Source organism: Actinoplanes sp. NPDC049118 (assembly GCF_040648555.1).
In the GTDB taxonomy this organism is placed as follows: domain Bacteria; phylum Actinomycetota; class Actinomycetes; order Mycobacteriales; family Micromonosporaceae; genus Actinoplanes.
In genome coordinates, this window is sequence record NZ_JBEZDY010000021.1 from 106,917 (window position 1) to 127,710 (window position 20,794).

Annotated in this window: 17 protein-coding genes; 5 read left to right on the forward strand and 12 right to left on the reverse strand. The window is 72.1% G+C overall.

Annotation, left to right across the window (positions count from 1 at the left end):
- Window positions 1–2 precede the first annotated feature (2 nt).
- Together AB0B58_RS29710 and AB0B58_RS29715 are read left to right on the forward strand one after the other, a co-directional pair.
- Window positions 3–1,073 carry a DNA polymerase ligase N-terminal domain-containing protein gene (locus AB0B58_RS29710; RefSeq protein ID WP_360230222.1) on the forward strand — a complete coding sequence of 357 codons (1,071 nt, stop codon included), beginning with the start codon at window positions 3–5 and terminating at the stop codon, window positions 1,071–1,073.
- Window positions 1,074–1,275: 202 nt separating this feature from the next.
- Window positions 1,276–2,559, forward strand: coding sequence for an MGH1-like glycoside hydrolase domain-containing protein (locus AB0B58_RS29715; RefSeq protein WP_360230225.1), 1,284 nt, complete (start codon window positions 1,276–1,278; stop codon window positions 2,557–2,559).
- Window positions 2,560–2,562: 3 nt separating this feature from the next.
- Here AB0B58_RS29715 and AB0B58_RS29720 read toward each other — a convergent pair whose 3' ends face one another.
- From AB0B58_RS29720 to AB0B58_RS29740, 5 genes are all read right to left on the reverse strand, one after another.
- Window positions 2,563–3,156, reverse strand: a complete 594-nt coding sequence (locus tag AB0B58_RS29720; RefSeq protein WP_360230227.1) for an MBL fold metallo-hydrolase — start codon at window positions 3,154–3,156, stop codon at window positions 2,563–2,565.
- Window positions 3,156–4,241: an S-(hydroxymethyl)mycothiol dehydrogenase gene (locus AB0B58_RS29725; protein ID WP_360230229.1), complete on the reverse strand. Its 1,086-nt coding sequence runs from the start codon at window positions 4,239–4,241 to the stop codon at window positions 3,156–3,158. The genes AB0B58_RS29720 and AB0B58_RS29725 overlap by 1 nt, the downstream gene beginning before the upstream one ends.
- Before the next feature lie 146 nt (window positions 4,242–4,387).
- Window positions 4,388–4,858 (reverse strand): MarR family transcriptional regulator, encoded by a 471-nt coding sequence (locus AB0B58_RS29730; protein WP_360230231.1) that lies wholly within the window; start codon window positions 4,856–4,858, stop codon window positions 4,388–4,390.
- A 237-nt stretch (window positions 4,859–5,095) separates the two neighbouring features.
- Entirely contained in the window at window positions 5,096–5,485 is a 390-nt protein-coding gene (locus AB0B58_RS29735; protein WP_360230233.1) for a cupin domain-containing protein, read from the reverse strand.
- Window positions 5,486–5,503: 18 nt separating this feature from the next.
- A complete protein-coding gene (locus tag AB0B58_RS29740; protein ID WP_360230235.1) occupies window positions 5,504–7,270 on the reverse strand; it encodes an EAL domain-containing protein in 1,767 nt (588 codons plus the stop codon).
- A gap of 380 nt (window positions 7,271–7,650) precedes the next feature.
- On the opposite strand from AB0B58_RS29740, the gene AB0B58_RS29745 reads away from it, so the two are divergent.
- A complete protein-coding gene (locus tag AB0B58_RS29745) occupies window positions 7,651–9,234 on the forward strand; it encodes a restriction endonuclease (RefSeq protein WP_360230237.1) in 1,584 nt (527 codons plus the stop codon).
- On the opposite strand, the gene AB0B58_RS29750 is transcribed toward AB0B58_RS29745, so the two are convergent.
- Entirely contained in the window at window positions 9,196–9,606 is a 411-nt protein-coding gene (locus tag AB0B58_RS29750; protein WP_360230239.1) for a cupin domain-containing protein, read from the reverse strand. The genes AB0B58_RS29745 and AB0B58_RS29750 overlap by 39 nt on opposite strands.
- Before the next feature lie 52 nt (window positions 9,607–9,658).
- On the opposite strand from AB0B58_RS29750, the gene AB0B58_RS29755 reads away from it, so the two are divergent.
- Window positions 9,659–10,621: a helix-turn-helix domain-containing protein gene (locus tag AB0B58_RS29755; RefSeq protein ID WP_360230241.1), complete on the forward strand. Its 963-nt coding sequence runs from the start codon at window positions 9,659–9,661 to the stop codon at window positions 10,619–10,621.
- On the opposite strand, the gene AB0B58_RS29760 is transcribed toward AB0B58_RS29755, so the two are convergent.
- The 3 genes from AB0B58_RS29760 to AB0B58_RS29770 form a co-directional block, all read right to left on the reverse strand.
- Window positions 10,545–14,843 (reverse strand): AAA domain-containing protein, encoded by a 4,299-nt coding sequence (locus tag AB0B58_RS29760; protein WP_360230243.1) that lies wholly within the window; start codon window positions 14,841–14,843, stop codon window positions 10,545–10,547. The genes AB0B58_RS29755 and AB0B58_RS29760 overlap by 77 nt on opposite strands.
- 64 nt (window positions 14,844–14,907) lie before the next feature.
- Window positions 14,908–15,669 (reverse strand): SDR family oxidoreductase, encoded by a 762-nt coding sequence (locus AB0B58_RS29765; protein ID WP_360230246.1) that lies wholly within the window; start codon window positions 15,667–15,669, stop codon window positions 14,908–14,910.
- Between the two features lie 74 nt (window positions 15,670–15,743).
- A complete protein-coding gene (locus AB0B58_RS29770; RefSeq protein WP_360230248.1) occupies window positions 15,744–16,376 on the reverse strand; it encodes a hypothetical protein in 633 nt (210 codons plus the stop codon).
- Window positions 16,377–16,760: 384 nt separating this feature from the next.
- On the opposite strand from AB0B58_RS29770, the gene AB0B58_RS29775 reads away from it, so the two are divergent.
- Complete coding sequence (locus AB0B58_RS29775) at window positions 16,761–17,993, forward strand: hypothetical protein (RefSeq protein ID WP_360230250.1); 1,233 nt, start codon at window positions 16,761–16,763, stop codon at window positions 17,991–17,993.
- Here AB0B58_RS29775 and AB0B58_RS29780 read toward each other — a convergent pair.
- From AB0B58_RS29780 to AB0B58_RS29790, 3 genes are read right to left on the reverse strand one after another with little or no spacing between them, the layout of a single operon-like run.
- Window positions 17,983–19,083 carry a S8 family serine peptidase gene (locus tag AB0B58_RS29780; RefSeq protein ID WP_360230252.1) on the reverse strand — a complete coding sequence of 367 codons (1,101 nt, stop codon included), beginning with the start codon at window positions 19,081–19,083 and terminating at the stop codon, window positions 17,983–17,985. The two genes, AB0B58_RS29775 and AB0B58_RS29780, sit on opposite strands and share 11 nt — an antisense overlap.
- A complete protein-coding gene (locus AB0B58_RS29785; RefSeq protein WP_360230254.1) occupies window positions 19,080–20,327 on the reverse strand; it encodes a hypothetical protein in 1,248 nt (415 codons plus the stop codon). Before AB0B58_RS29785 ends, AB0B58_RS29780 begins: the two co-directional genes overlap by 4 nt.
- Entirely contained in the window at window positions 20,324–20,710 is a 387-nt protein-coding gene (locus tag AB0B58_RS29790) for a type VII secretion target (protein ID WP_360230256.1), read from the reverse strand. Before AB0B58_RS29790 ends, AB0B58_RS29785 begins: the two co-directional genes overlap by 4 nt.
- Window positions 20,711–20,794: the final 84 nt, after the last annotated feature.

Below are 20,794 nucleotides of genomic sequence, written 5' to 3' on the forward strand. Positions count from 1 at the left end.
ATATGACCGACCAGCTGGACGAGTACCGGCGACGGCGGGACGCCCGGCGCACACCGGAGCCCGTGCCGCGCGCCCGGCCCCGCAGAACCACCGGCAACAGGTTCGTCATCCAGCAGCACCACGCCCGCAGCCTGCACTGGGACGTCCGGCTGGAGCGCGACGGCGTGCTCGTCTCGTTCGCGGTCCCGCGCGGGCTGCCCCGCGACCGCGCCCGAAACCACCTGGCCCGCCACACCGAGGACCACCCGCTCGAATATCTGGACTTCGCGGGCGAGATCCCGGCCGGCGAGTACGGCGGCGGCCAGATGATCATCCACGATCGGGGGACATTCGAGACCGATAAATGGCGCGATGACGAAATCGGCGTCACCTTCCACGGCGACCGCACCGGCGGGCGGTACGTCTTCTTCCGGACCGGCGGCAACGACTGGATGGTCCGCCGGATGGACCCGCCCGAGCCGGGCTGGCAGAGCATGCCCGAGGCGGTCGAGCCCATGCTCGCGGCCCCGGCCGCCGCTCTGCCGCCCGACGATCAGGACTGGGGGTACGAGCTGAGCTGGGCCGGGCGCCGCGCGTGTGTGTTCGTCTCCGGCGGGCGGGTCAGGATCGCCGACGCCGAGGGCGCGGACGTCACCTCGTGGTACCCGGAGCTGCGGCCGCTGGGTGAGGCGCTCGCGCCGCTCGAGGCCGTACTGGATGGCGAGATCGTGGCCTTCGACGGCGCGCGGGTCAGTCCTGAGCTGCTGAGTCGCCGCAAGGCGCCGCGGGACGCGGCGGCCGCGCGCCGGGCCGCCGAGCGCACGCCGGTGCAGTTCCTGGCCTACGACCTGCTCTGGCTGGAGGGACACTCCACGGTGGAGCTGGTCCGCTATGCCGAACGGCGGGAACTGCTGGAGGGGCTCGAGGTGGCCGGCGGCAACTGGCAGACGCCGCCCTACTTCCCCGGCGGCGGCGCCTTCGCGCTCGAGGCGGCCCAGGCGCAGGGCCTGCACGGCATCGTCGCGAAACGCCTGGACTCCCCCTACCTGCCGGGCCGCCGCAGCCGGCTCTGGCGCTCGATCGACGCGGCTTAGCACGGTCGACGAAGAACCTCAAGAATCCTTCAGCCCGGCCCTTGTCACCCGATCTAGATGGTTTACCGATCGAGCGGCGGAAGGGCTATACATGATGCACTGCCCGATGCCGGATCCGAACGCCGCGGTGAACACGGATATGTCTGCTGATCTCTGGAAATCTGCCGTTAACGTCCTCGACTCCAACTGGTCACACGATCACATGGTCCCCTCCCGGCGCCTCTACCCCCATCAGTGGAGCTGGGACGCCGCGTTCATCGCCATCGGGCTCGCCTACGTGAACCCCACCCGCGCCTGGCGCGACCTGCGCAGCCTCTTCGAGGCCCAATGGCCGGACGGCCGGGTGCCGCACATCGTCTTCGACCCCGGCACCGCCGAGAACGACTACTTTCCGGGGCCGGGCTTCTGGGACGTCCCGGCGTACTCCGGGCGCCCCGCGCGTGGCAGCACCGGGCTGGTGCAGCCGCCGCTGCACGCGGTCGCCGCGTGGGAGGTGTACCGCCGCGCCGCCTCGCACGGCGCCGAGTGCGCCCGCGCCGCCGGCGACGAGCTGGCCTGGCTGTACCCGCGCCTCGTCGCGCAGCAGGAGTACCTGACCACCCGCCGCGACGCCGGCGGCGACGGGCTCGCCAGCATCGTGCACCCGTGGGAATCGGGGCTGGACAACAGCCCCTCCTGGGACGCGGCGATGTCGGCCGTGCCCGCCGACATGGAGCTGCTCACCCGTTTCACCCGCCGGGACATCGAGAACGCGGACGCGGCGCACCGCCCGACCGACGTCGACTACGCGCGCTACCTGGGGCTGGTCCTCGACTACCGCAGCGGCGGGTACGCGGACGCCGACCTGGCGAGCCGGCACGCGTTCGTCGTCGAGTGCCCGTCGTTCAACTCGATCCTCGCGGCGGCCGAGCACGCCCTGGTGCACATCGCCGGGGTCGTCGGCGCGGACCCGGAGATCCACCGCCGGCGCGCCGCGCGGATCACCAAGGCGATCTCCGAGCACCTGTTCGACGCTTCCACGCAGACGTTCCGGGCCCGCGACGTGCGTACCGGCAGGCTCAGCCCGGCCCGGTGCGTCAACGGCCTGGTGCCGCTGCTGCTGCCCGGACTGCCCGCCGCGCAGGCGGCCGCGATCATGACCGAGGCGGCGTCGCCGCGCTTCGGCCTGCCGGATCGGACCGGCCTGCCGGTGCCGAGCTACGACCGGACCGCCCCGGACTTCGACACGCTGCGGTACTGGCGCGGGCCGATCTGGATCAACGTCAACTGGCTGCTGCGCCGCGGCATGCTCGTGCACGGCTACCGCGGCGAGGCCGAGGACCTGCGGACGGCCATGGTCCGCCTGGTGCACCGGTCCGGGCACTTCGAGTACTTCCACCCGGTCACCGGCGAGGGCATCGGCGCCCCGGCGTTCAGCTGGACCGCCGCCCTCTCCCTCGACCTGCTCGCCGACCGCAGCGTGCCCGCCTACGCACGGGCCGCCTGAGGATCAGAACATCTCCGCACCCACGGTCGTGTCCGCGCCGTGCCCGGTGTGCACGACCGTGTCGGGTGGGAGGGTGAGCAGCCGGTCCTTGATCGACCGCTCGATCGTCGGGCGGTCGCTGAAGGAACGGCCCGTCGCGCCCGGCCCGCCCTGAAACAGGGTGTCGCCGGTGAAGACGCAGTCCAGCAGGGGCGCGTACAGACAGACGGCGCCCGGGCTGTGTCCCGGGGTGTGCAGCACCCGGAGCACGCCGCCGGCCACGGTGATCTCCTGGCCGTCGGCGAGCGGCGCCGGCATCGGCTCGCCTCCGTGCACCAGCTTCCAGAGCACCTCGTCCGCCGGGTGCAGCAGCAGCGGCGCGCCGGTGCGCCGCGCCAGCTCGGGGGCAACCCGGACGTGGTCGTCGTGCGCGTGGGTGAGCGCGATCGCGACGACCCGGCGCGACCCCACGAGCTCCAGGATCGCGCGTACGTCGTGCGGGGCGTCGATCACCACGCACTCGTCGTCGTCACCGACCACCCAGACGTTGTTGTCGACGTCGAACGTCTCGCCGTCCAGCGAGAACGTTCCGTGCGTCACGCCGTGGTCGACCCGCATCAGAGGAGCACCACCGAACGCAGGACGCCGCCGGTGTGCATCTTCGCGAACGCCTCCTCGACCTGGTCGAGGCGGATCTCCTCGGAGACGAACGCGTCCAGGTCGATCCGGCCCTGCAGGTAGAGCTCGGTCAGCATCGGGAAGTCGCGGGACGGCAGGCAGTCGCCGTACCAGCTGCTCTTGAGCGCCCCGCCGCGGCCGAAGACGTCGAGCAGCGGCAGCTCGATGGTCATCTCGGGGGTCGGCACCCCGACCAGGACCACGGTCCCGGCCAAGTCACGGGCGTAGAAGGCCTGCTTGTACGTCTCGGGCCGGCCCACCGCCTCGACCACCACGTCGGCGCCGTTCCCGCCGGTGAGCTCCTGTACGGCGGCGACCACGTCCGCCTCGCGCGCGTTGATCGTGTGGGTGGCGCCGAAGCCGCGCGCCCACTCCAGCTTCTGGTCGTCGGTGTCGATCGCGATGATCGTCGTCGCGCCGGCCAGGGCGGCGCCGACCACCGCGCCGTCGCCGACCCCGCCGCAGCCGATCACGGCCACCGAGTCGCCCCGGGTGACGCCGCCGGTGTTGATCGCCGCGCCGATGCCGGCCATCACGCCGCAGCCGAGCAGGCCGACGGCGGCGGGCCGGGCCCGCGGGTCGAGCTTGGTGCACTGGCCCGCGTGCACCAGGGTCTTCTCCACGAACGCGCCGATGCCCAGCGCCGGTGAGAGCTCGGTGCCGTCCTCGAGCGTCATCTTCTGCGTCGCGTTGTGGGTGCTGAAGCAGTACCACGGCTTGCCCCTGCGGCAGGCCCGGCAGTTGCCGCAGACCGCACGCCAGTTCAGGACCACGAAGTCGCCGGGCGCGACGTCGGTGACCCCGGCGCCGACCGACTCGACGATCCCGGCGGCCTCGTGGCCGAGCAGGAACGGGAAGTCGTCGTTGATGCCGCCTTCGCGATAGTGCAGGTCGGTGTGGCAGACCCCGCACGCCTGGATCTTGACGACCGCCTCGCCGGGTCCGGGGTCCGGCACGACGATGGTGGCCACCTCGACAGGGGCACCTTTGGCCCGGGCGATGACTCCATTGACAAGCTGACTCATGCCATCGCCTCCGCTGTCGCTCCGGCGACGACATGAGTTCTGAACGGAGTTGATGATTCGCTCGCAGGCTCGCTCATGACAACACCTTCTCACCTGAGACCACGCGCGCGTATCCACCGGACTCGAGGTTCATCGGATTCGGCGGCCTAAGTGGAGCCGGTCTCGGGTGACGGCGCTTCGAGCAGTGCCTCGCAGAGCCGGGCCAGCTGGCGGACCTGCGACGGGCTCAGCCGGTCGAACACCAGCTGCCGCACCGCCTCCACGTGCCCCGGCGCCGCGTCGGCCACCTTCCGGAGGCCCTCGTCCGTCAGGACCGCGATCTGCACCCGGCCGTCCTCCGGGTCGCGCTCGCGGCGGATCCAGCCCTGCGCCTGCAGGCGCGCCACCACGTGGGACAGCCGGGACAGCGAGGCGCTCGCCTGTTTCGCCAGGCTGCTCATCGGCAGCCGGCGGTCCTCGCGCTCCGAGAGGGTCGACATCACCTGGTAGCCCATATGCGTCAGGCCCGCCTCGCGCTGGAGCTGGCCCTCGAGCCCCGCCGGTAGCCTGACGAGCACCTCGACGAAGCGGCGCCAGGCCTGCTGTTCATCGTCGGTCAACCACCGCGGCTCGCCCATGCCAGCAGGTTAGTTTCCCGGGCCGCACGCCCCGGCGGCCGGGTGGACAGATCTTGCACAGGCGATGCGACAACGACAATCTTCGGGAAACGGGTGCCAAACAATCGGGCACGTCGATCGACGCCCTTGAACCCTCAAGAGTAGGGTTCGCACGGACTTTCCACCCCGATACAGCGCCGGGGCCGGCTGGCTGGGGGGCCTCGGCCGACCCCGGCGCTGTGTCGTCAGGCGCCCGGGTCAGGACGTCGGCGGCTCGTCCTTGCCGGCCTCTTCGAGCCGGTCGGCCTCGTCTTTCGTCTTGTGTACCGCGCCGTCCGCGTGCTCGGGCGGGCCGTAGACCGTGTACAGCACGAGCGGGTTCGGGCCTTCGTTGGTGAAGTTGTGCGTGCGGCCGGCCGGGACCACGACCAGGTCACCGGCGACGACCTTGCGGGTCTCGCCGCTTACCCTGGCCTCGCCGACGCCGCTCACGAACGTCAGAATCTGGTCCACCTCGTGGACCTCCTCGCCGATCTCGCCGCCGGGCGGGATCGTCATGACGACGAGCTGGGTGTGCTTTCCCGTCCACAGCACGCGGCGGAAGTCCGGGCTCTTCTCGGCAACGGTGGCGATCGTGTAGTGCTCCATGACCAACAGGTACCCCGATCAGGGGCGCTTTGAACGCCTCAATCTGGCGGCCGGGCGCAATTCCTCGGCGGGCGCCGGCCGGCCGATCAGGTAGCCCTGCACGTAGTCGACGCCCAGCTCACGCAGCATGCGCAGGGTCGGCTCGTCCTGGACGAACTCGGCCACCGTGTGGATCCCGTACGCCTGGCAGACCTGCACCAGCGCCCGGACCAGCACCTGGTCCTCCTCGTTGTGTACGAGGTTGACCACGTACTCGCCGTCGATCTTGACCAGGTCGATGGGGAAGAGCCGCAGGTAGCGGAAGGACCCGTAGCCCGAGCCGAAGTCGTCCAGGGCTAGCTGGCAGCCCAGGTCGCGGATCCGGTCCGCGAAGTGGCGCGCCTCGCTCAGGTTGCTGATCAGCGCCGTCTCGGTGATCTCGAACGTCAGCTGCTCGGGGTTCACGCCGTACCGCTCGATCAGGGCCTCGACCCCGGAGGTCAGGCGGGGGTCGCCCACCGAGCGGCCGGAGAGGTTGATCTGCAGGCTGAGGTCGCCGCGCGCGGCCGCGAGCTCCAGCGCCCGCTCGACCACCCACAGGTCGATGTCGTAGATCGCGTCGAGGCGTTCCGCGGCGTCGAGCACCTGGGTCGGCGACTGCGGGACGCCCGCCTCGTCCAGGACCCGCAGCAGCAGCTCGTGCCGCAGCACCCGGTTGGTCTGCAGCTCGAGGATCGGCTGGGCGAAGAGCGTGAACCGGTCGGTGCCGAGCGCGTCGGCGACCCGGTCGCGGTAGGAACCCTGCCGGTCGCGGGCCGCCACCGGGTCGGCCACCAGGGTCAGCGGCCGGTCGCCCTCGCGGGCCAGCCGCCACGCGTGCTCGGCGTCGATGAGCAGGTCGTGGCTGCCGGCCTCGCCGTCCGGGCGGAACCGGACCAGGCCGGCCCAGGCGCGGGCGCGCAGCCACGTCTCCGGCAGCACGAAGGACTGCGTGCGCAGCGCCTCGACGAACAGGTCGGACTGCCGGCGGGCCATCACCCACGAGGCACCGGCCAGCAGCACGGCGATCTCGTTGGGCCCGGCACGGCCGAGGAGGTCGTCCGGTCGGGCGACGCTCTCCAGCAGGCGGGCGGCCCGCTGCAGCAGGTCGGCGTTGCCGTCCGCGCGCACGCCGTCGGCGTGGTCCGGCTCGATCCGGATGACGAGCAGCGCTCCGCCGCCGCGCCGCTGGGCCCGGTCCAGTTCGTCGGCGAAGCGGCCACGGGTCAGCAGCCCGGTCCCCGGGTCGCGCTCGACGACGGACGCACGCACGGTCTCGCCCCGGCGGCTGAGCCGGGCCACCTCGCGGCGGGCCCGTTCGCGGACGGAGACGTCGCGCAGCAGGCCGCGGATGCCGCGCACGGTGCCGTCGGGCTCGGAGATCGGCTCGAGGCGGCAGTCCACGTCGAACCAGCCGCCGTCGGCGCGCAGCAGCCGTATCGTCGTGCGCACCGGCTCGCGGGTGGTCCAGGCCTGGGTGATCGCGCCGAGCGCCTTGGCGTGGTCCTCGACGTGCACGTGCCGGGCGAGGATCTGCCGGCTCAGCGCGGTGTCCGCCGGGGGCCGGCCGAGCAGGGCGGTGAGCCCGGCGGACCAGACGATCTCCTCGCCGGCCGCCCGGTAGCTGAACCACGCCTCGTCGTCCGCGGGCGGGCGCGGCTCGGGCAGCGGCAGCTGGGGGCCCTGGTTGGGACTCGTTCGGGGACGGCGGGAGGGGCGGTCGCGCAGCGCGCGGGGACGTGGTGAGCCTTCTTCGGGTGCCGTCATGCGCCGTCGTTACCTCCCGCCCGGGTGAGTCGATGTCCCTGACCTATTACGACCCGTCACGGGTCGATGTAACAGTGCACGCCCGCGACAATGTTTTCGTAGCTGGCCCAACAAAACAACGAACTGCAGCTTCTCCACCGTTCAGAGTGTGAATTTAACTGATCGGCTGAACGCCGCACCGCGCCGCGCCCTCCCCCGGTCATCGGCGCGTCCATGACAGACAGTCACTGGCAGTGTTGAATGTGGAACCTTCTGCGACGTTCCGCCCGAAGGCCCGGGCCCCCATGCACGCAACGCTGCGATGGACATGCACCCCGTAACGAGATCGCGGGACGGTGGATATGGTGGCCCTTCGGGCACATGAGCGAGGACGACAGCGTATGGGCATCATTCGGGACATGCAGCGGGCGCAGGCGACGCAGGAGGCCGCGGAGCAGCGGGCTCGGACCGCCGCGGAACAACAGCGTCAGCTGATCCGGCGCAACGCCGAGCTCGCGGTCACCGCGGCGCAGCGGGCCGCCGCCGACGAGGCCAGGCAGCGCGAGCAGCGCCGGCTGTACGCGGAGGCACGCGCCGCCAGCGCGGCGGCGGCGAACGCGGACGTGCGGGCGCGGCTGGCCGACCTCGACGTGCTGCTGCTGTCCACGCTGGATGTCGACGACCACATCGACCTGGACAGGTTCAAGAAGCCGGTCCGGGTACCGCCGTTCGATCCGGGCAAACTGGGCAGGCCGCTGCCCGAGCCGAGGTGGGAGAGCTTCACGCCGCCGGAGCCGCGCGGCGTCGGCCGGATCCTGGGTGGCGAGCGCAGCCACCAGCAGCAGGTCGCCACGGCGAAGCGGGCGTTCCAGGACGCCCGCGACCGGTGGGCCGAGGCGGAGCAGCGCCGGCTGCGGCAACTGGCCGCACGCGAGCGGCAGTACGAGGAGAACCGCCGGCGCTACGAGGCGAAGCTGATCTCGTACAACGCTGAGGTGGACCGCTTCGCGGCGGCGGTGGCGGCCGCCGACCCGGCCTCGGTCGTCGAGTACTTCGCGATGGTGCTGGGCAACTCGGTCTACCCCGACGACTTCCCGCAGCACTTCCGGCTCGCCTACCTGCCGAAGCAGCGGCACCTGCTGGTCGAGTACCACCTGCCGCCGGTCGAGGTGATCCCGGTGGTGAAGGAGTACCGCCACGACAAGGTCCGCGACGAGCTGACGGCGGTGCCGCGCGACGAGGGCGAGATCCGGCGGCGCTACACCGGGATCATCTCGATGGTGGCGCTGCGGACCGTGCACGAGATCGTCGAGGCGGACCGCGGCGGGCTGGTCGCGGAGGTGCTGTTCAACGGCATCGTCGACACCGTCGACCGGCGCACCGGCCGGTTCGTGCGCCCCTGCCTGGTGTCGGTGCGCACCGACCGGGACACGTTCGCCGCGATCAAGCTGCGCCGGGTCGACCCGGTCGCCTGCCTCGAGCACCTGCGGGCCGGGCTCTCCGACCGGCCGGATCAGCTGGAGGGCGTCACCCCCGTCATCGACTTCGACTCCGACTCCGACTTCACCGGCGAGTTCAACGTGCTCGCCGACATCGACGAGCGGCCGAACCTGGCGACCATGCCGGCCGGGGAGTACGAGCAGCTGCTCCGCGACCTGTTCGGCAACATGGGCCTGGAGATGGGCGAGCCCGAGGAGGGCCCGCGCTGGCTGGCCACGGATCCGCGGCCGCTGTTCGGCGGCCCGGTGGTGATCCACGCCGTACGCGGAACGCCGGCCGGCGCGGGTGAGGCGACCGAACTGGCCGAGCGGGTGGCCGCCGCCGGGGCCACCAAGGGCATCCTGGTCGCCCTCGACGGGTACGAGGCATCCGCGCACGAGGCGGTCGCCGACCGGCCCGTGGAGCTGCTGGACGGGCCGGCGCTGCTCAACCTGCTCGCCGAGCACTCACGGGTGAAGGCGCGGATCGAGGCGGTCCCCGCCTAGCTCGTGGCCGACGGTGGCGTCGACGTGGTCCGGGATCTCGTCGTGCCGGTCGCCGACGGTCAGGGTGCCGGTGGGCTCGAACATCAGGATCTGGGCGCCGCCGGGCGAGGACGGCTTGTGCTCGGTGCCGCGGGGCACCGTGAAGACGTCGCCGGTGTGCAGCACGACCGTGCGGTCGCGCAGGGCGATGTGCAGGTCGCCGCCGAGGACGAGGAAGAACTCGTCGGTGTCGTCATGGGTGTGCCAGAGGTGCTCCCCGGACACCTTGGCGATGCGGACGTCGTAGTCGTTGACGCGGGTGACGATGCGCGGGCTCCACAGGTCGTCGAACGAGGCCAGGGCCGCGGCGAGGGAGACGGGAAGATTGCTCACCCGGTCATCGTCCAGCCTGGCCGCCCGCGCGCGGGAGTGCTAGGAATCGCACATGCCGCAAGAATCCTTGCACCGGGTCGTGGTGATCGTCGACGAGAACTCGAACCCCTTCGAACTCGGCTGCGCGACCGAGATCTTCGGCCTGAGGCGGCCCGAGCTGGGCCGCGAGCTCTACGACTTCCGCCTCTGCTCGCCGCTGCCCCGCACGCTGATGCGCGACGGCTTCTACACGCTGACCGGCGTCGCGGGCCTCGAGGCGGCCGAGTCGGCGGACACGGTGATCGTGCCGAACCGCCCCGACGTCGAGGTGCCGCGCCGCCCGGCGGTGCTCGACGCGGTCCGGCGGGCACACGCCCGAGGTGCGCGGCTGATGGGCTTCTGCAGCGGGGCGTTCACGCTGGCCGAGGCGGGTGTGCTCGACGGGCGCCGGGCCACCGCGCACTGGCGGTGGGCCGACGACTTCCGCGCCCGCTTCCCGGCGGTGACCCTCGAACCGGACGTCCTGTTCGTCGACGACGGCGACATCCTCACGGCGGCGGGCAGCGCGGCGGCGCTGGACCTGGGCCTGCACGTGGTCCGCCGCGACTTCGGCGCGGAGGTCGCGAACGCGGTCGGCCGCCGCCTGGTCTTCGCGGCACACCGCGACGGCGGCCAGCGCCAGTTCGTCGAGCGGCCGATACCGGCCATACCGGACGAGTCGCTGGCCCCACTGCTGGCCTGGGCTCAGCAGCGCCTAGATCGACCACTGACCATCAGTGACTTGGCGGCGCAGGCGGCGGTCAGCGTGGCGACGCTGCACCGGCGGTTCCGGGCCCAGCTGGGCACGACGCCGCTGGCCTGGCTCACCGGGGAGCGGGTCGCGCTCGCGTGCCGGCTGATCGAGCGCGGCGAGTCCCGCCTCGAGACCGTCGCCCGGAGTACGGGCCTGGGCACGGCGACTAACCTGCGGCTGCTGCTGCGCCGGGAGACGGGTCTGAGTCCGACGGAGTATCGCCGTCGGTTCGGTCCTCGCTGACGAGCGGCTCGTCGGCACGCCAGGGCGCAACGTCGAGCTCCTCGATGCGCTGCCAGAGCGGGCGCAGGGCCGCCTCCGGCTCGCGGGCGAAGATGCTGCCGCGGATGCGCACGAAGACGCAGTTGCCGACCCGCTCGAGCACCGCCTGCCGGCGCATGTCGCCCTCCCACTGCTCCGGCCCGTGGTACGCGTCGCCGTCGCACTCGATCGCGAGCCGGCGGCCGTCCGGTGCGTTCAGGACGAAGTCGATCCGGTAGCCGCCGATCCGGAACTGCGGCGTCGGCCGGTAGCCGCGTTTCACCAGCCGGCGCAGCACCTCGCGCTCGAAGTCGGACTCGCAGAGCACCTCCAGGTCCGGTGCGGTGGTCTGCACCGGCAGGTTCAGCGCGTAGTTGAGCAGCAGCGCCCGCGCGTCGTCGGCGAGCAGCGACGACGCCCGCACCGAGTGGAAGATCCAGAGTTGGTCCCGGGCCCGGGAGGCGGCGACGTTGACCCGGCGGTGGTACTCGCGCTTGGTGAACGCGGCCGGCCGCCCGTCGTTGTCGGAGACCACCATCGACACCAGCACCACGTCGCGCTCGTCGCCCTGGAACGTGTACGCGTCGCCGACCCGCAGCCGGCGCGCCTCCATCTCGTCCTCGCCGATCGCCTCGCGCAGTGCGCCCAGCAGATAGTTCGCCTGGCCGCTGGTGCTGAGCAGGCTGATCACGCCGATGGTCCGGCCGCGGTAGGCCGGGTCGGCGACGAGCGCGGCCACCTGCGCCACCAGCGCGTCGGCCTCCGCCACGTTCACGTCTCCGTACGGTGCCAGCGGCTGCCGGACGCCGTCCGGGATGAAGACCGGCCGCACCGGGGCCGACAGCGGCCGGTCCGCGCGCAACGGCTGGATCTTGCCGTCGTAGTAGTGGCGCGACGAGAACTCGATGATCTGCGGCACGCAGCGGAAGTGCTCGGTGAGCAGGATCCGCTCGGGCGAGCGGCGCACCGCGTGGTCGTACAGGGAGGACTCGGGATCGAAGTGCTCGGCGGACGGCACGTCGCCGAGGTGGCTGTGTATCAGCCCGGTCACCGAGCCGACGAAGCCGAGCTGCGGCCCGATCTGCTGGTCGTCGCCGACCACGACGGCCCGCTCGGCCAGCGACAGCACCGGCAGCGCGAACAGGTCGGCCTGCGACGCCTCGTCCACGATCACCACGTCGAAGTGCGCGCCGCCGGCGAACTGCTCGATGGCCCGGTCCACCGACATGACCCAGACCGGCACGGCCTCGACCGCGGACTCCATCGCCCGCTGGGCGTGCGCCTGCCAGGCCGCCGCCGTGCGGCCGGTGCCCTTGCCGATCTTGCGCAGCGCGGTGGTCCAGTCGGCCAGCGCGGCCCGCCGCCGGTCGTCGAGCGCCCGGGCGACCTCGAGCCAGGCTGACGCCACGACCAGCTCGCCGGTGAGCCGCCGGATCTTGTCGCGGCCCAGCTCCACCCGGCGGTTCAGCACGGCCGGATCGACGCTGCCGACCACCAGGTCGAACCACGTCTGCGCCTGCCGCCACTGCCAGGCCCGCAGGCAGGCGGCGCCGGAGACGGCCGGCACGAGACCGGCGCCGACCTGGCCCGCCCACTCCGGCGCCACCTCGGCCAGCCGGTCGCGCAGCTCGACGTAGCGCGCCGCCTCGGGCCTGAGCGCGACCAGCCGGCGGGCCTCGGCCACCAGGTCGTCCCACTGCTCCAGAGCGGGATCGAACCAGGCCGCGGCGAGCGCCGGCCACGGCACCAGGCCGTCGGCGACCGCGCGGTCCCGCGCGTCCAGCTCGTCGAGCTCGAAGACGACCGGGCTGTCGTCCAGCAGGGCCGAGACCTCGGCCAGCCGGGCCGCGTCCAGGTCCAGCTCCTCCTGGGGTACGAGCACCCGCAGGCGCGCGGAGAGTTCGGGCCACTGGCGCGCGTCCCAGCCCAGGGACTGCGCCGCCTCGGCGAGCAGCGTTCCCGCCCACACCTCCGGGTCGCCGTGGCGCTCGGGGATGCCGAGCCGCTGGATCCACTCGGCCCAGTGCTCGCCCAGCCGGCGCTGCGCCTGTCCCCGGCGCACCCAGGCCGCGGCCAGGTCGGCGTCCTCGACCGTGCGCAGCGACTCCCCGTCGACGCGTACCTCGTCGGCGATGCGCCACAGGCCGGCCTGCAGCAGCCGGTTGACGCCCTTGCCCGCGGCGAACCGCTCGCGCAGCTCGCCGAGGCCGGCGAGGAGCCGCTTCGGCTCGGCCACCAGCGCGTTCGCGGCGGTGACGCGGTGCCCGCCGAGGACGCGGGCGAGCTCGGCCAGCGAGCGCTGCAGCTCCTCGGTCGCGCGTACGTGGTCGGTCCACATCGTGGCCCAGTGCGGGTCGGACAGCAGCCGCCCGAGCCGGTCGGTCCACGTGCCCTCGCGGCGGTGCAGCCACGCCACCGCGTCCCGCAGCCCCTCCAGCAGCTCGGAAACGAGGCTGGGCCCCTGTGCGCGTACGGAATCGGTGTCGACGCCGGCCATCTCCAGGCGCGACACGCGGTCGGCGGCCGCCTCGCGATCGGCCCGCGCCGCTCGTGCGGTCGCCGCGTCGGGCAGGGCCGCGACGTCCGGCAGCGGGCGCAGCGCGGCCGCCCGGTCCGCGGGCGCGAGGCGCGCGGCGAGGTCCAGCAGCGCGGCGAACTCGTCCGCGGACAGCGGCGGTGAGTCGGACGGCGCCACCGCGTCGGGAATGCCGCCGTCGGCGGCGGCCCGCTCCCGCAGCCAGGCACCCACGTCGGCGGGCGAGAGGCCGACCCCGTCGATCCGGTACGTGGCGGCCTCGTTCTCGGCGATCGCCCGCAGACCGCCCAGCGCGGCCGCCAGGCCCCGCTCGGCGTCCTCGAGGCGGCCGGTGAGCCGCTCGACGCGGGCCGCCTCGGCGGTCTTGTCCAGGGTGGCGGCCCGGTCGGAGAGCTCCCGCGCGGCGAGCTGCAGCTGGACCAGTTGGTCGGTGGTGCGGCCGAGCACGGCCAGGCAGAGCGCCCGCACCTCCTCGGGGAGGCCGTCGCGCAGCACCCGCAGCGGGTCCTCCTTCTGCGCGACGACCAGCACCCGCTTGCCGTTGGCCATCAGGTGGCAGATCAGGTTGCGGATGGTGTGCGTCTTGCCGGTGCCGGGCGGGCCCTGCACGGCGACGTTGCGGTGCAGGGCGAGGCGGCGCGCGATCGACTCCTGCGCCGCGTTGGTGGGCAACGGCATGAGCAGCCGCTCGCCGACCCGGTGCCAGTCCTCGGGCCGGTCGTCGGGCATCCGGAGCCGGCTGGGCTCGTGCGCGACGATCGCGGCCAGCGCGCCGATGCTGCCCGTGTCGCCGGCCAGCAGGCGATCCCGCAGGCTCTCGAGGAAACCGCGGAGCAGCCGCTGCCGGGGCCGGGCGAAGAGGACGCCGGTGTCGACCAGGTGCGGCCCGGTCGCGCTCTGCCCCGGCTCCACCACCCGGCGTTCGAAGCCGAGCCGGCCGAGGGCGCGCTCGAAGAGCTCACGGCGCTCCAGGTCGTTCCACAGGTCGACCTCGAGTGTGCCGGCCGGCCCGGCCAGGGCGAGCAGTTGGCCGAGGTAGCGCTCGTCGAGCCCGGCGAGCGCGTCGGTCTGCAGCCGGGACGGGCCCTGCGGCGAGACCGTGATCAGGGAGCGGTCCGGCTCGTACTCGATGATCACCGGGGTCGCGACCAGCGGATAACGCACCCGCTGGTCGCCGACGGCGGTCTCCAGGATGCCGTGGCCCCAGACCAGCTCGGTAGTGGCGGCGGTCATGTCGACCTGGTGCATGAGGTCGAAGAGCTGCCGGTGCAGCGTGCGTGCCTTCTCCGCCTCCTGGCTGAGCAGCGCCCACGGTCGCCAGACCTGGTCACGCCAGGTCTCGAAGCTCGCGTCCGCCGGTGCGTCCGCGGCGTCGGCCGCCTTGGGCTCGTCGGTCGCGCTGATCTCGTTGAGCCGGCGGCGGAGCTCCGCGGGCACCGCGACCGGCCCGGGCAGGTCCGGCAGCCCGACGCGCAGCCAGCTGGTGCCGTCGGGCGCGGGCCCGAGCTCGACGGCCGGGTGCGCGGGGAGGGTGTCGAGGCGGTACGCGTCGGCGGGCACGGTCCGCGCGGGACGTTCCATGTGGGCGCGGACCGCGAGCAGGTAATCCGCGACGGAGACGGCCCGATCCCGGATGACCGTGTACGACTCCTGTTGCGGCTGGGACATTCTTCGCAGGTTATCCGACGTACGCAGCCGGACGCCCGCTACGGCGTCGCGCCGGCGGGCCCGGTCAGGCCTCCTCGGGGTCCCGGCCCTGCGCCGCGCGGCCGCCGTCGATCGGCAGCACCGCGCCGTTGATGAAGCTCGCCGCCTCCGACAGCAGGAACGCGACCACTTCGGCGACCTCCTCCGGCCGCCCCATCCGCCCCAGGGGCTGTAGTCCCCCGATCTCCCGCGCGAAGCGCTCGGCACCGGCCGCGGTGAGCCCGGCGACGTGCGCCTCGGACCGCTCGGTGGCGATCGACCCGAGCGCCACCGCGTTGGCCCGGATGCCGCGCGGTCCATAGTCGACCGCGAGCGCCCTGGTCAGTCCCTCGACGGCCGCCTTCGCCGTGGCGTAGGCGAGCGCACCCCGGACCGCCCGCTGCGCCTGGTGCGAGGAGACGTTCACGATCGCGCCGGCGCCCCGCGGCAGGAACGCGCGGACGGCCGCGGCGCTGCCGGCCACCACCGGGCCGAGATTGCGGCCGATCAGGGCGAGCACCTCGTCCGGCGGGACCTCGTGCAGCCACGCGTCCCGGAAGACCGCGGCGTTGTTGACCCAGCCGGCGAGCGGCGCGGGCACCGCGGCCGCGGCCCGCTCGGCGACCGCGGGATCGGCGGCATCGCCGATCACCGGCACGATCCGCCCGGCCGCCGGATGGGTACCCGCCCAGTCCAGCGCGGCGGCGTCGAACTCGATCACCGCGACGTCGCCGCCCGCGCCGGCCAGCCGCTCGACGACGGCCCGGCCAACGCCGCGCCCGCCGCCGGTCACCACGAAGGAAGCCATGCCTCAGCCTGCCACCCTGCCCGCAAAACGCCCGTCGCCCGCCGGAGGCGGGCGACGGGCGGGACCTGCTGACGCTAGGGAAAGCGCATGCGGCGGGGCCGTGGGATGACCGGTGGAGGCAGGGGCAGGTCGTCGAGGTGGCTCCAGTTGAGCGAGCCGTTCGCGGTCGACTTGATCTCACCGAGGCAGGCGCGCAGCAGCCCGAGATTGGCCGCGCCCGCATACCCGGCGATCACGACCTCGGGCGTCGGCTCGATCATGGCGATGGCAGCGCAGATCTTGGCGACCTCACGCTCGTCGACGGCGTCGAGCGGCAGCGGAGCCTCGGCCTGCGAGCGGCGCCACGGCGGACCGAAGCGGCGTAGCAGCTCGCGGGCGAGCCGGCCGAACGAGCGACCCACCTCGGCGTCGCGCATGGACATGCGCGCCGACTGGCCGTAGCACCAGGGCACCACCACATGGCCGTTGATGACGACGAGCTGGTAGACGGATTTGGGGACGCTTATCACCTCGGCGCCGGGCAGCGTCCCGAGAAAGAGGACCAGCTCCTCGTAGGGCAACGGCCAACGCGGGTTGGCTAGCACTCGTTCGGTGGTGGTCGTCGTGGCGGGGTGAGCGTTGACCTCGCGGTCGATTGCTGTGCTCAACGCTTCGGGTACCCGGGTCCAGAGCTCAGCGGCGATCTTGTCGCCGAACTGCTCGACCACCCACTCACTAGGACCGACCAGAACGTCTGGGCGCATTCGCTACCACCACCGTCCGTGTCGCTGGCGCTACGTCTGGCTAGAAGAGTTCCACTCACGGAGATCGACAGGAAGACAATCCAGACCAGTTTCCAAAAACATCCATGAATGAAAATAAGCAGGACAGCCATACTGTTGCCGCAGCGGTGGAGCAGCAGGTCCGTGACCCGCATCACATGCAAATTGCACGGCGAACCGCGCGTGCAAGTTGCATGTGAGATCGCGGATCTGTCCTCTATCTGACAGTAAAGCGCTCCCACATTTCGAGCCGGTGACCGTCCTGCAAACACCTACCGACGGTGCTCGACCCCTCGTCGCGGCGCACCGCAGTTGGTAGGGTGCCCGGCTGTGATCGGCGAGGCCACCACCGCGCAGCCGTCCACACGGCGGGCTGACCGCTGGGTGGCCGTTTTCGGGGTGCTGACCCTGCTCTGCGGAGGACTCTTCGTCCTCAGCCTGACCTACACCCGCGCCGCCGCGGCCCGGTCGCACAGCGCCGAGAGAACGATCCGCGCCGCGCTCGACCGCCAGGGCGCCGCGCTGCTGCGCGGCGACAGAACCGGATGGCTCAGCAACGTCGACGAATCCCTGTACAGAGAATGGGCACGCCTGTACGCGAACCTGCGCGGACTACAGGTGTCGGGCTGGCTACCGCGCACCCGCGGCGTCGAGGGCGGCCCGGAATGGGACGCGGAGGTACAGATCCGGGTGTGCTTCGCGGCGCCGGCCTGCGCCCGTACGCCGGAGACGTACGTTCCGCTCGGCGACGTCATATCCGCGCGCACCAGATGGACGGTGACCGGGGATCGCGCGGTCCTGACGGCATTCGAGCAGTCCACGACGGACGGCCCGGTGCCGTGGAAGAACACGACGCTGAAGTTCGCCACCGGCAGGCGGGTGGTGGTCGCGGCGCCGGAGAACCTGCCCGGCGCGACGCCGGCGCAATGGCTCCCCGCAGCGGAACGGGCGGCAAAGGTCGCGGACCGCTACGCCCTGACCGAGCCGAAACCGGGCAGATACCTGGTGTTCCTGGCCGGTCAGCGGGAGTGGGACACCGCGGCGGGCACGGACCGCGAGGCGGCGGCCTTCGTGGACAGAACCAGCGAATCCACGGCGTTCGCGGTGGTCGACGCGACCGGGCTCGGCGCGGACTTCGCGGACGAGAGCCTGCTCCGCCACGAGCTGGGCCACATCGCGACCCTGCTCGGAACCCTGGACAACGGCGACGAGTGGGCGGTCGAGGGCATGGCCGAATACATCGCGTACGCGGGCCGGCCGGTGAAGTCGTACGAGCTCATCCTCGACGCGCGCTGGCACGTCGAGCACACCGGCTGGGGCGGAAGGCTGGACCTGGAATGGTCGGCGGACCCGGCCGAACGCTTCGGGTTCTACGCGATGGGCTTCCTGGCGATGCGCTGCATCGCGGAGACGTACGGTGAGCCGAGGCTGTTGAACTTCTTCGCGCAGGTGGTCCGGCGGGGCGAGTCGCCGGCCGAGGCCTCGCGGTCCGCGCTGAACACGCCGTGGGACGCGGTGGAGAGCGCCTGCCGGCCGAGGATCGCGGGCTGGCTCAAACCCTGATCCGGCGACGACGCCGCACGAACGCCAGCAGCACGACCGCGCCGCCGAGGAGCAGGACACCGATCCCGGCGATCGCGACCGCCGGGAGGCCGGCGTCGTCGCCGCGCGAGCCGGAGGTGGGCGGGGCGCCGGTCGACGCCTCGGGGCCGGGCGTCAGGGAGGCCGCCACGTCCAGCGCGGCCACCAGGTCCAACTCGCCGTAGCCGTACGCGTCGTCGCGGCCGGCGGGGCCCTTGTCCACCGCGGCGGACTCCAGCGCCCGAACGACCTGCGCGGCGGTGAGCTCGGGATACTTCGACCTGATCAGAGCGGCGGCCCCGGAAACGATCGCGGTCGACACGCTCGTGCCCTCGACCCGCTCGTACTGCTTGTCCTGGTCACCGTTCGCCACGACCACATCCGCGCCCGGGGCAACGATGTCCAGGTACGGGCCTTGATGGGAGAACGGCATTACCTTGCCGGCCCTGTCGGTCGCGCCGACCGCCAACACCTCGGGATACGCCGCCGGATGCTCGTAGCCGGCGCCATTCCTCTCACCGTCGTTGCCTGACCCAGCGACCAGCACGACATCAGCCCTGGCGGCCCGCTTGACGGCAGCTGCCAGCGTCTCGTCGTCCAGGACGAGGAAGGACATGTTGATGACCCTGGCACCGTGCTCGACCGACCAATCGATGGCTTCCGACACCACCAGTGCACTGAGAGCTGGTGAAGCCGGCAGGATCTTCGCCTCCGGCGCGAGGCCCAGGACACCTCTGCCCCCGGATCGACCCCGCGCCGCGATGATCCCGGCCATCTGGGTTCCATGGCCCCGGACGTCCTGACGGGCGTCCCCGTTCCCCAAAACGTTGAATCCGGGCAATACTGCACCCCGCAAGTCGGGATGTCCTGCCCACACGCCACTGTCGATCACCGCAACAGTGACACCGCCGCCCTTGGTGATCCGGTGGACATCCGAGACACGCAGGTCGTCGAGGTACCACTGCCCCTCCCGGTGCTGATCTGCAAGGGCAGGCGGCGCCCAGCTCACCGACGACAGCAGAAACGCCAGCGCTGCGGCCGAAAAACGACGCGCGGCAACGATCAGCCTCACCCGTGCCGCCCGATGACGCCGGGTCCGGGGTCATGGCGATGTCGTTTCCGCGAGGGCTCGATGACCGGGGCGACACCTTCAGCGGTTACCCACGGGTTGTCCGGATCGAAGGTCACGTTTTCGTCCTGCCCCTTGCCGGGCGCTCGTCCACCAGCCGCCGGCAGGACCGGCGAGACGCCCGGGCGACGGCCGGCACCGGTCACTCCCCGTGTGGGCTGCCCCGAAGCAGGTGGAAGCCAGGACGGCGTTACGGGCTTGGTCGCTGGCGATCCGCCACGGCCGAGCGAGCCGCGACCGCTCACCGAACCGCCGCTACCGCGCTGCGGCCCGGTCCCGAATGGGGTCAGGCCGCCGTTGACCGCCCTGGCCGTCTGCCCGGCGAAGCCTCCCGGAAGTCCGCCACCGATTACCAGACCCGGACTCGTCTGCGCGGGAGGTGACCCGCCAGGCACGGTTGGCGCAACCGGGGGTGCCGCCGGAACAGTGCCGGTGGGCGGTGTGATGACGCCGGCAAGGTCCGGACCGGATGACGGACCGGGCTCGACGGAAGGCCGGGGCAGAGCATCGGACGACGTGGCCGATCCCGAAGCCGGCAGTGTCGGCGGTGGATCATGGGGGATCGGGAAGTCGACCGCTCCATCCGCGCCTCGGCCGGGTGCGGACAATCGGCCACCCCCGCCGATGTCGTCGGCGCCATTGACCGGCCTGCTGACGAACTCGCCTGGCGTGAACTCGTATAGACCGGGCGGGGTAATGGCGTTGTCCGGCTGAGCTATGACCCGCTCGGACTCCCGCATGCGTGCCCGCGCCTGATCGTCCAACTCTTCCTCGGCGTTGTCCCACCATCCCGGCATCCAGTCGTCGCTCTTCTCCAGGTACGACTGGTAAAGCGGGGCGATGTCGGCTTTCGCCTGCCGCAGCTCATCAAGGACTCGGCCCAGGGCGGCGGCGTTCGCGTCTGCTGTCTCTTTGTTCTTCTGCATGGTGAAGAGCAGATTGTCGATCAGCTCGACGAACGCAGCCGACGCCTTGTTCTCCCCCGGCGGCCAGACATCCATCAGCTGCTGCTTCGCCGCTTCGAGCCGTGCCCGCTGATCCTTCAGCAGGCCCGCCATCGAACCCAGCGCCGCGACCTGGCGCCAGGACTCCGGGTCGTCCTCGCCCTCCACCATCGCCCAGATCCGTGGCGTGTTGTAGGCCGACCAGGGCGTAGCCCCGCTCGGAACGAAGATTCCGTCGCTCACAGTGTCGTCCTGCCGTCGCGGACCGCCTGCGCGCGCTCGGCCGCGGTCGTCAGCATGTAGTTGATGTTGTCGATGCTCCTCGCGGACCGGTCGTCCACGGCCCGGTATTCCCTCGCCGCCTGCTCCGCGGCGTCGGCCAGGATCTTCGCCGCCTCCACGAAGCGGCTGAGGTTGGTCAGGGAGTTGGCCAGGGCCTTCCCGTAGTTCTCCTTGGTATGCAGCAGCGGCACGCTCGCGTTCCGCCGGCCGAACGTGATGCCCGCGGAGAACGACTGCCGTGCGCGGTCGACGTCCAGCGGGTCGACCTCGACGGCATAGAAGCCCACGTCCCCGGCGAACCTGTCCAGTCCGCCGGTCTCCACGCTGATCGATCCGTCGCTCATCGCAACCTCCCGCGCCGGTCCCGCCCGAGAACCCGTTCAGAATACCGAAGGGGTACGACGGTCCGTTGCCCCTCGGTCACGCTG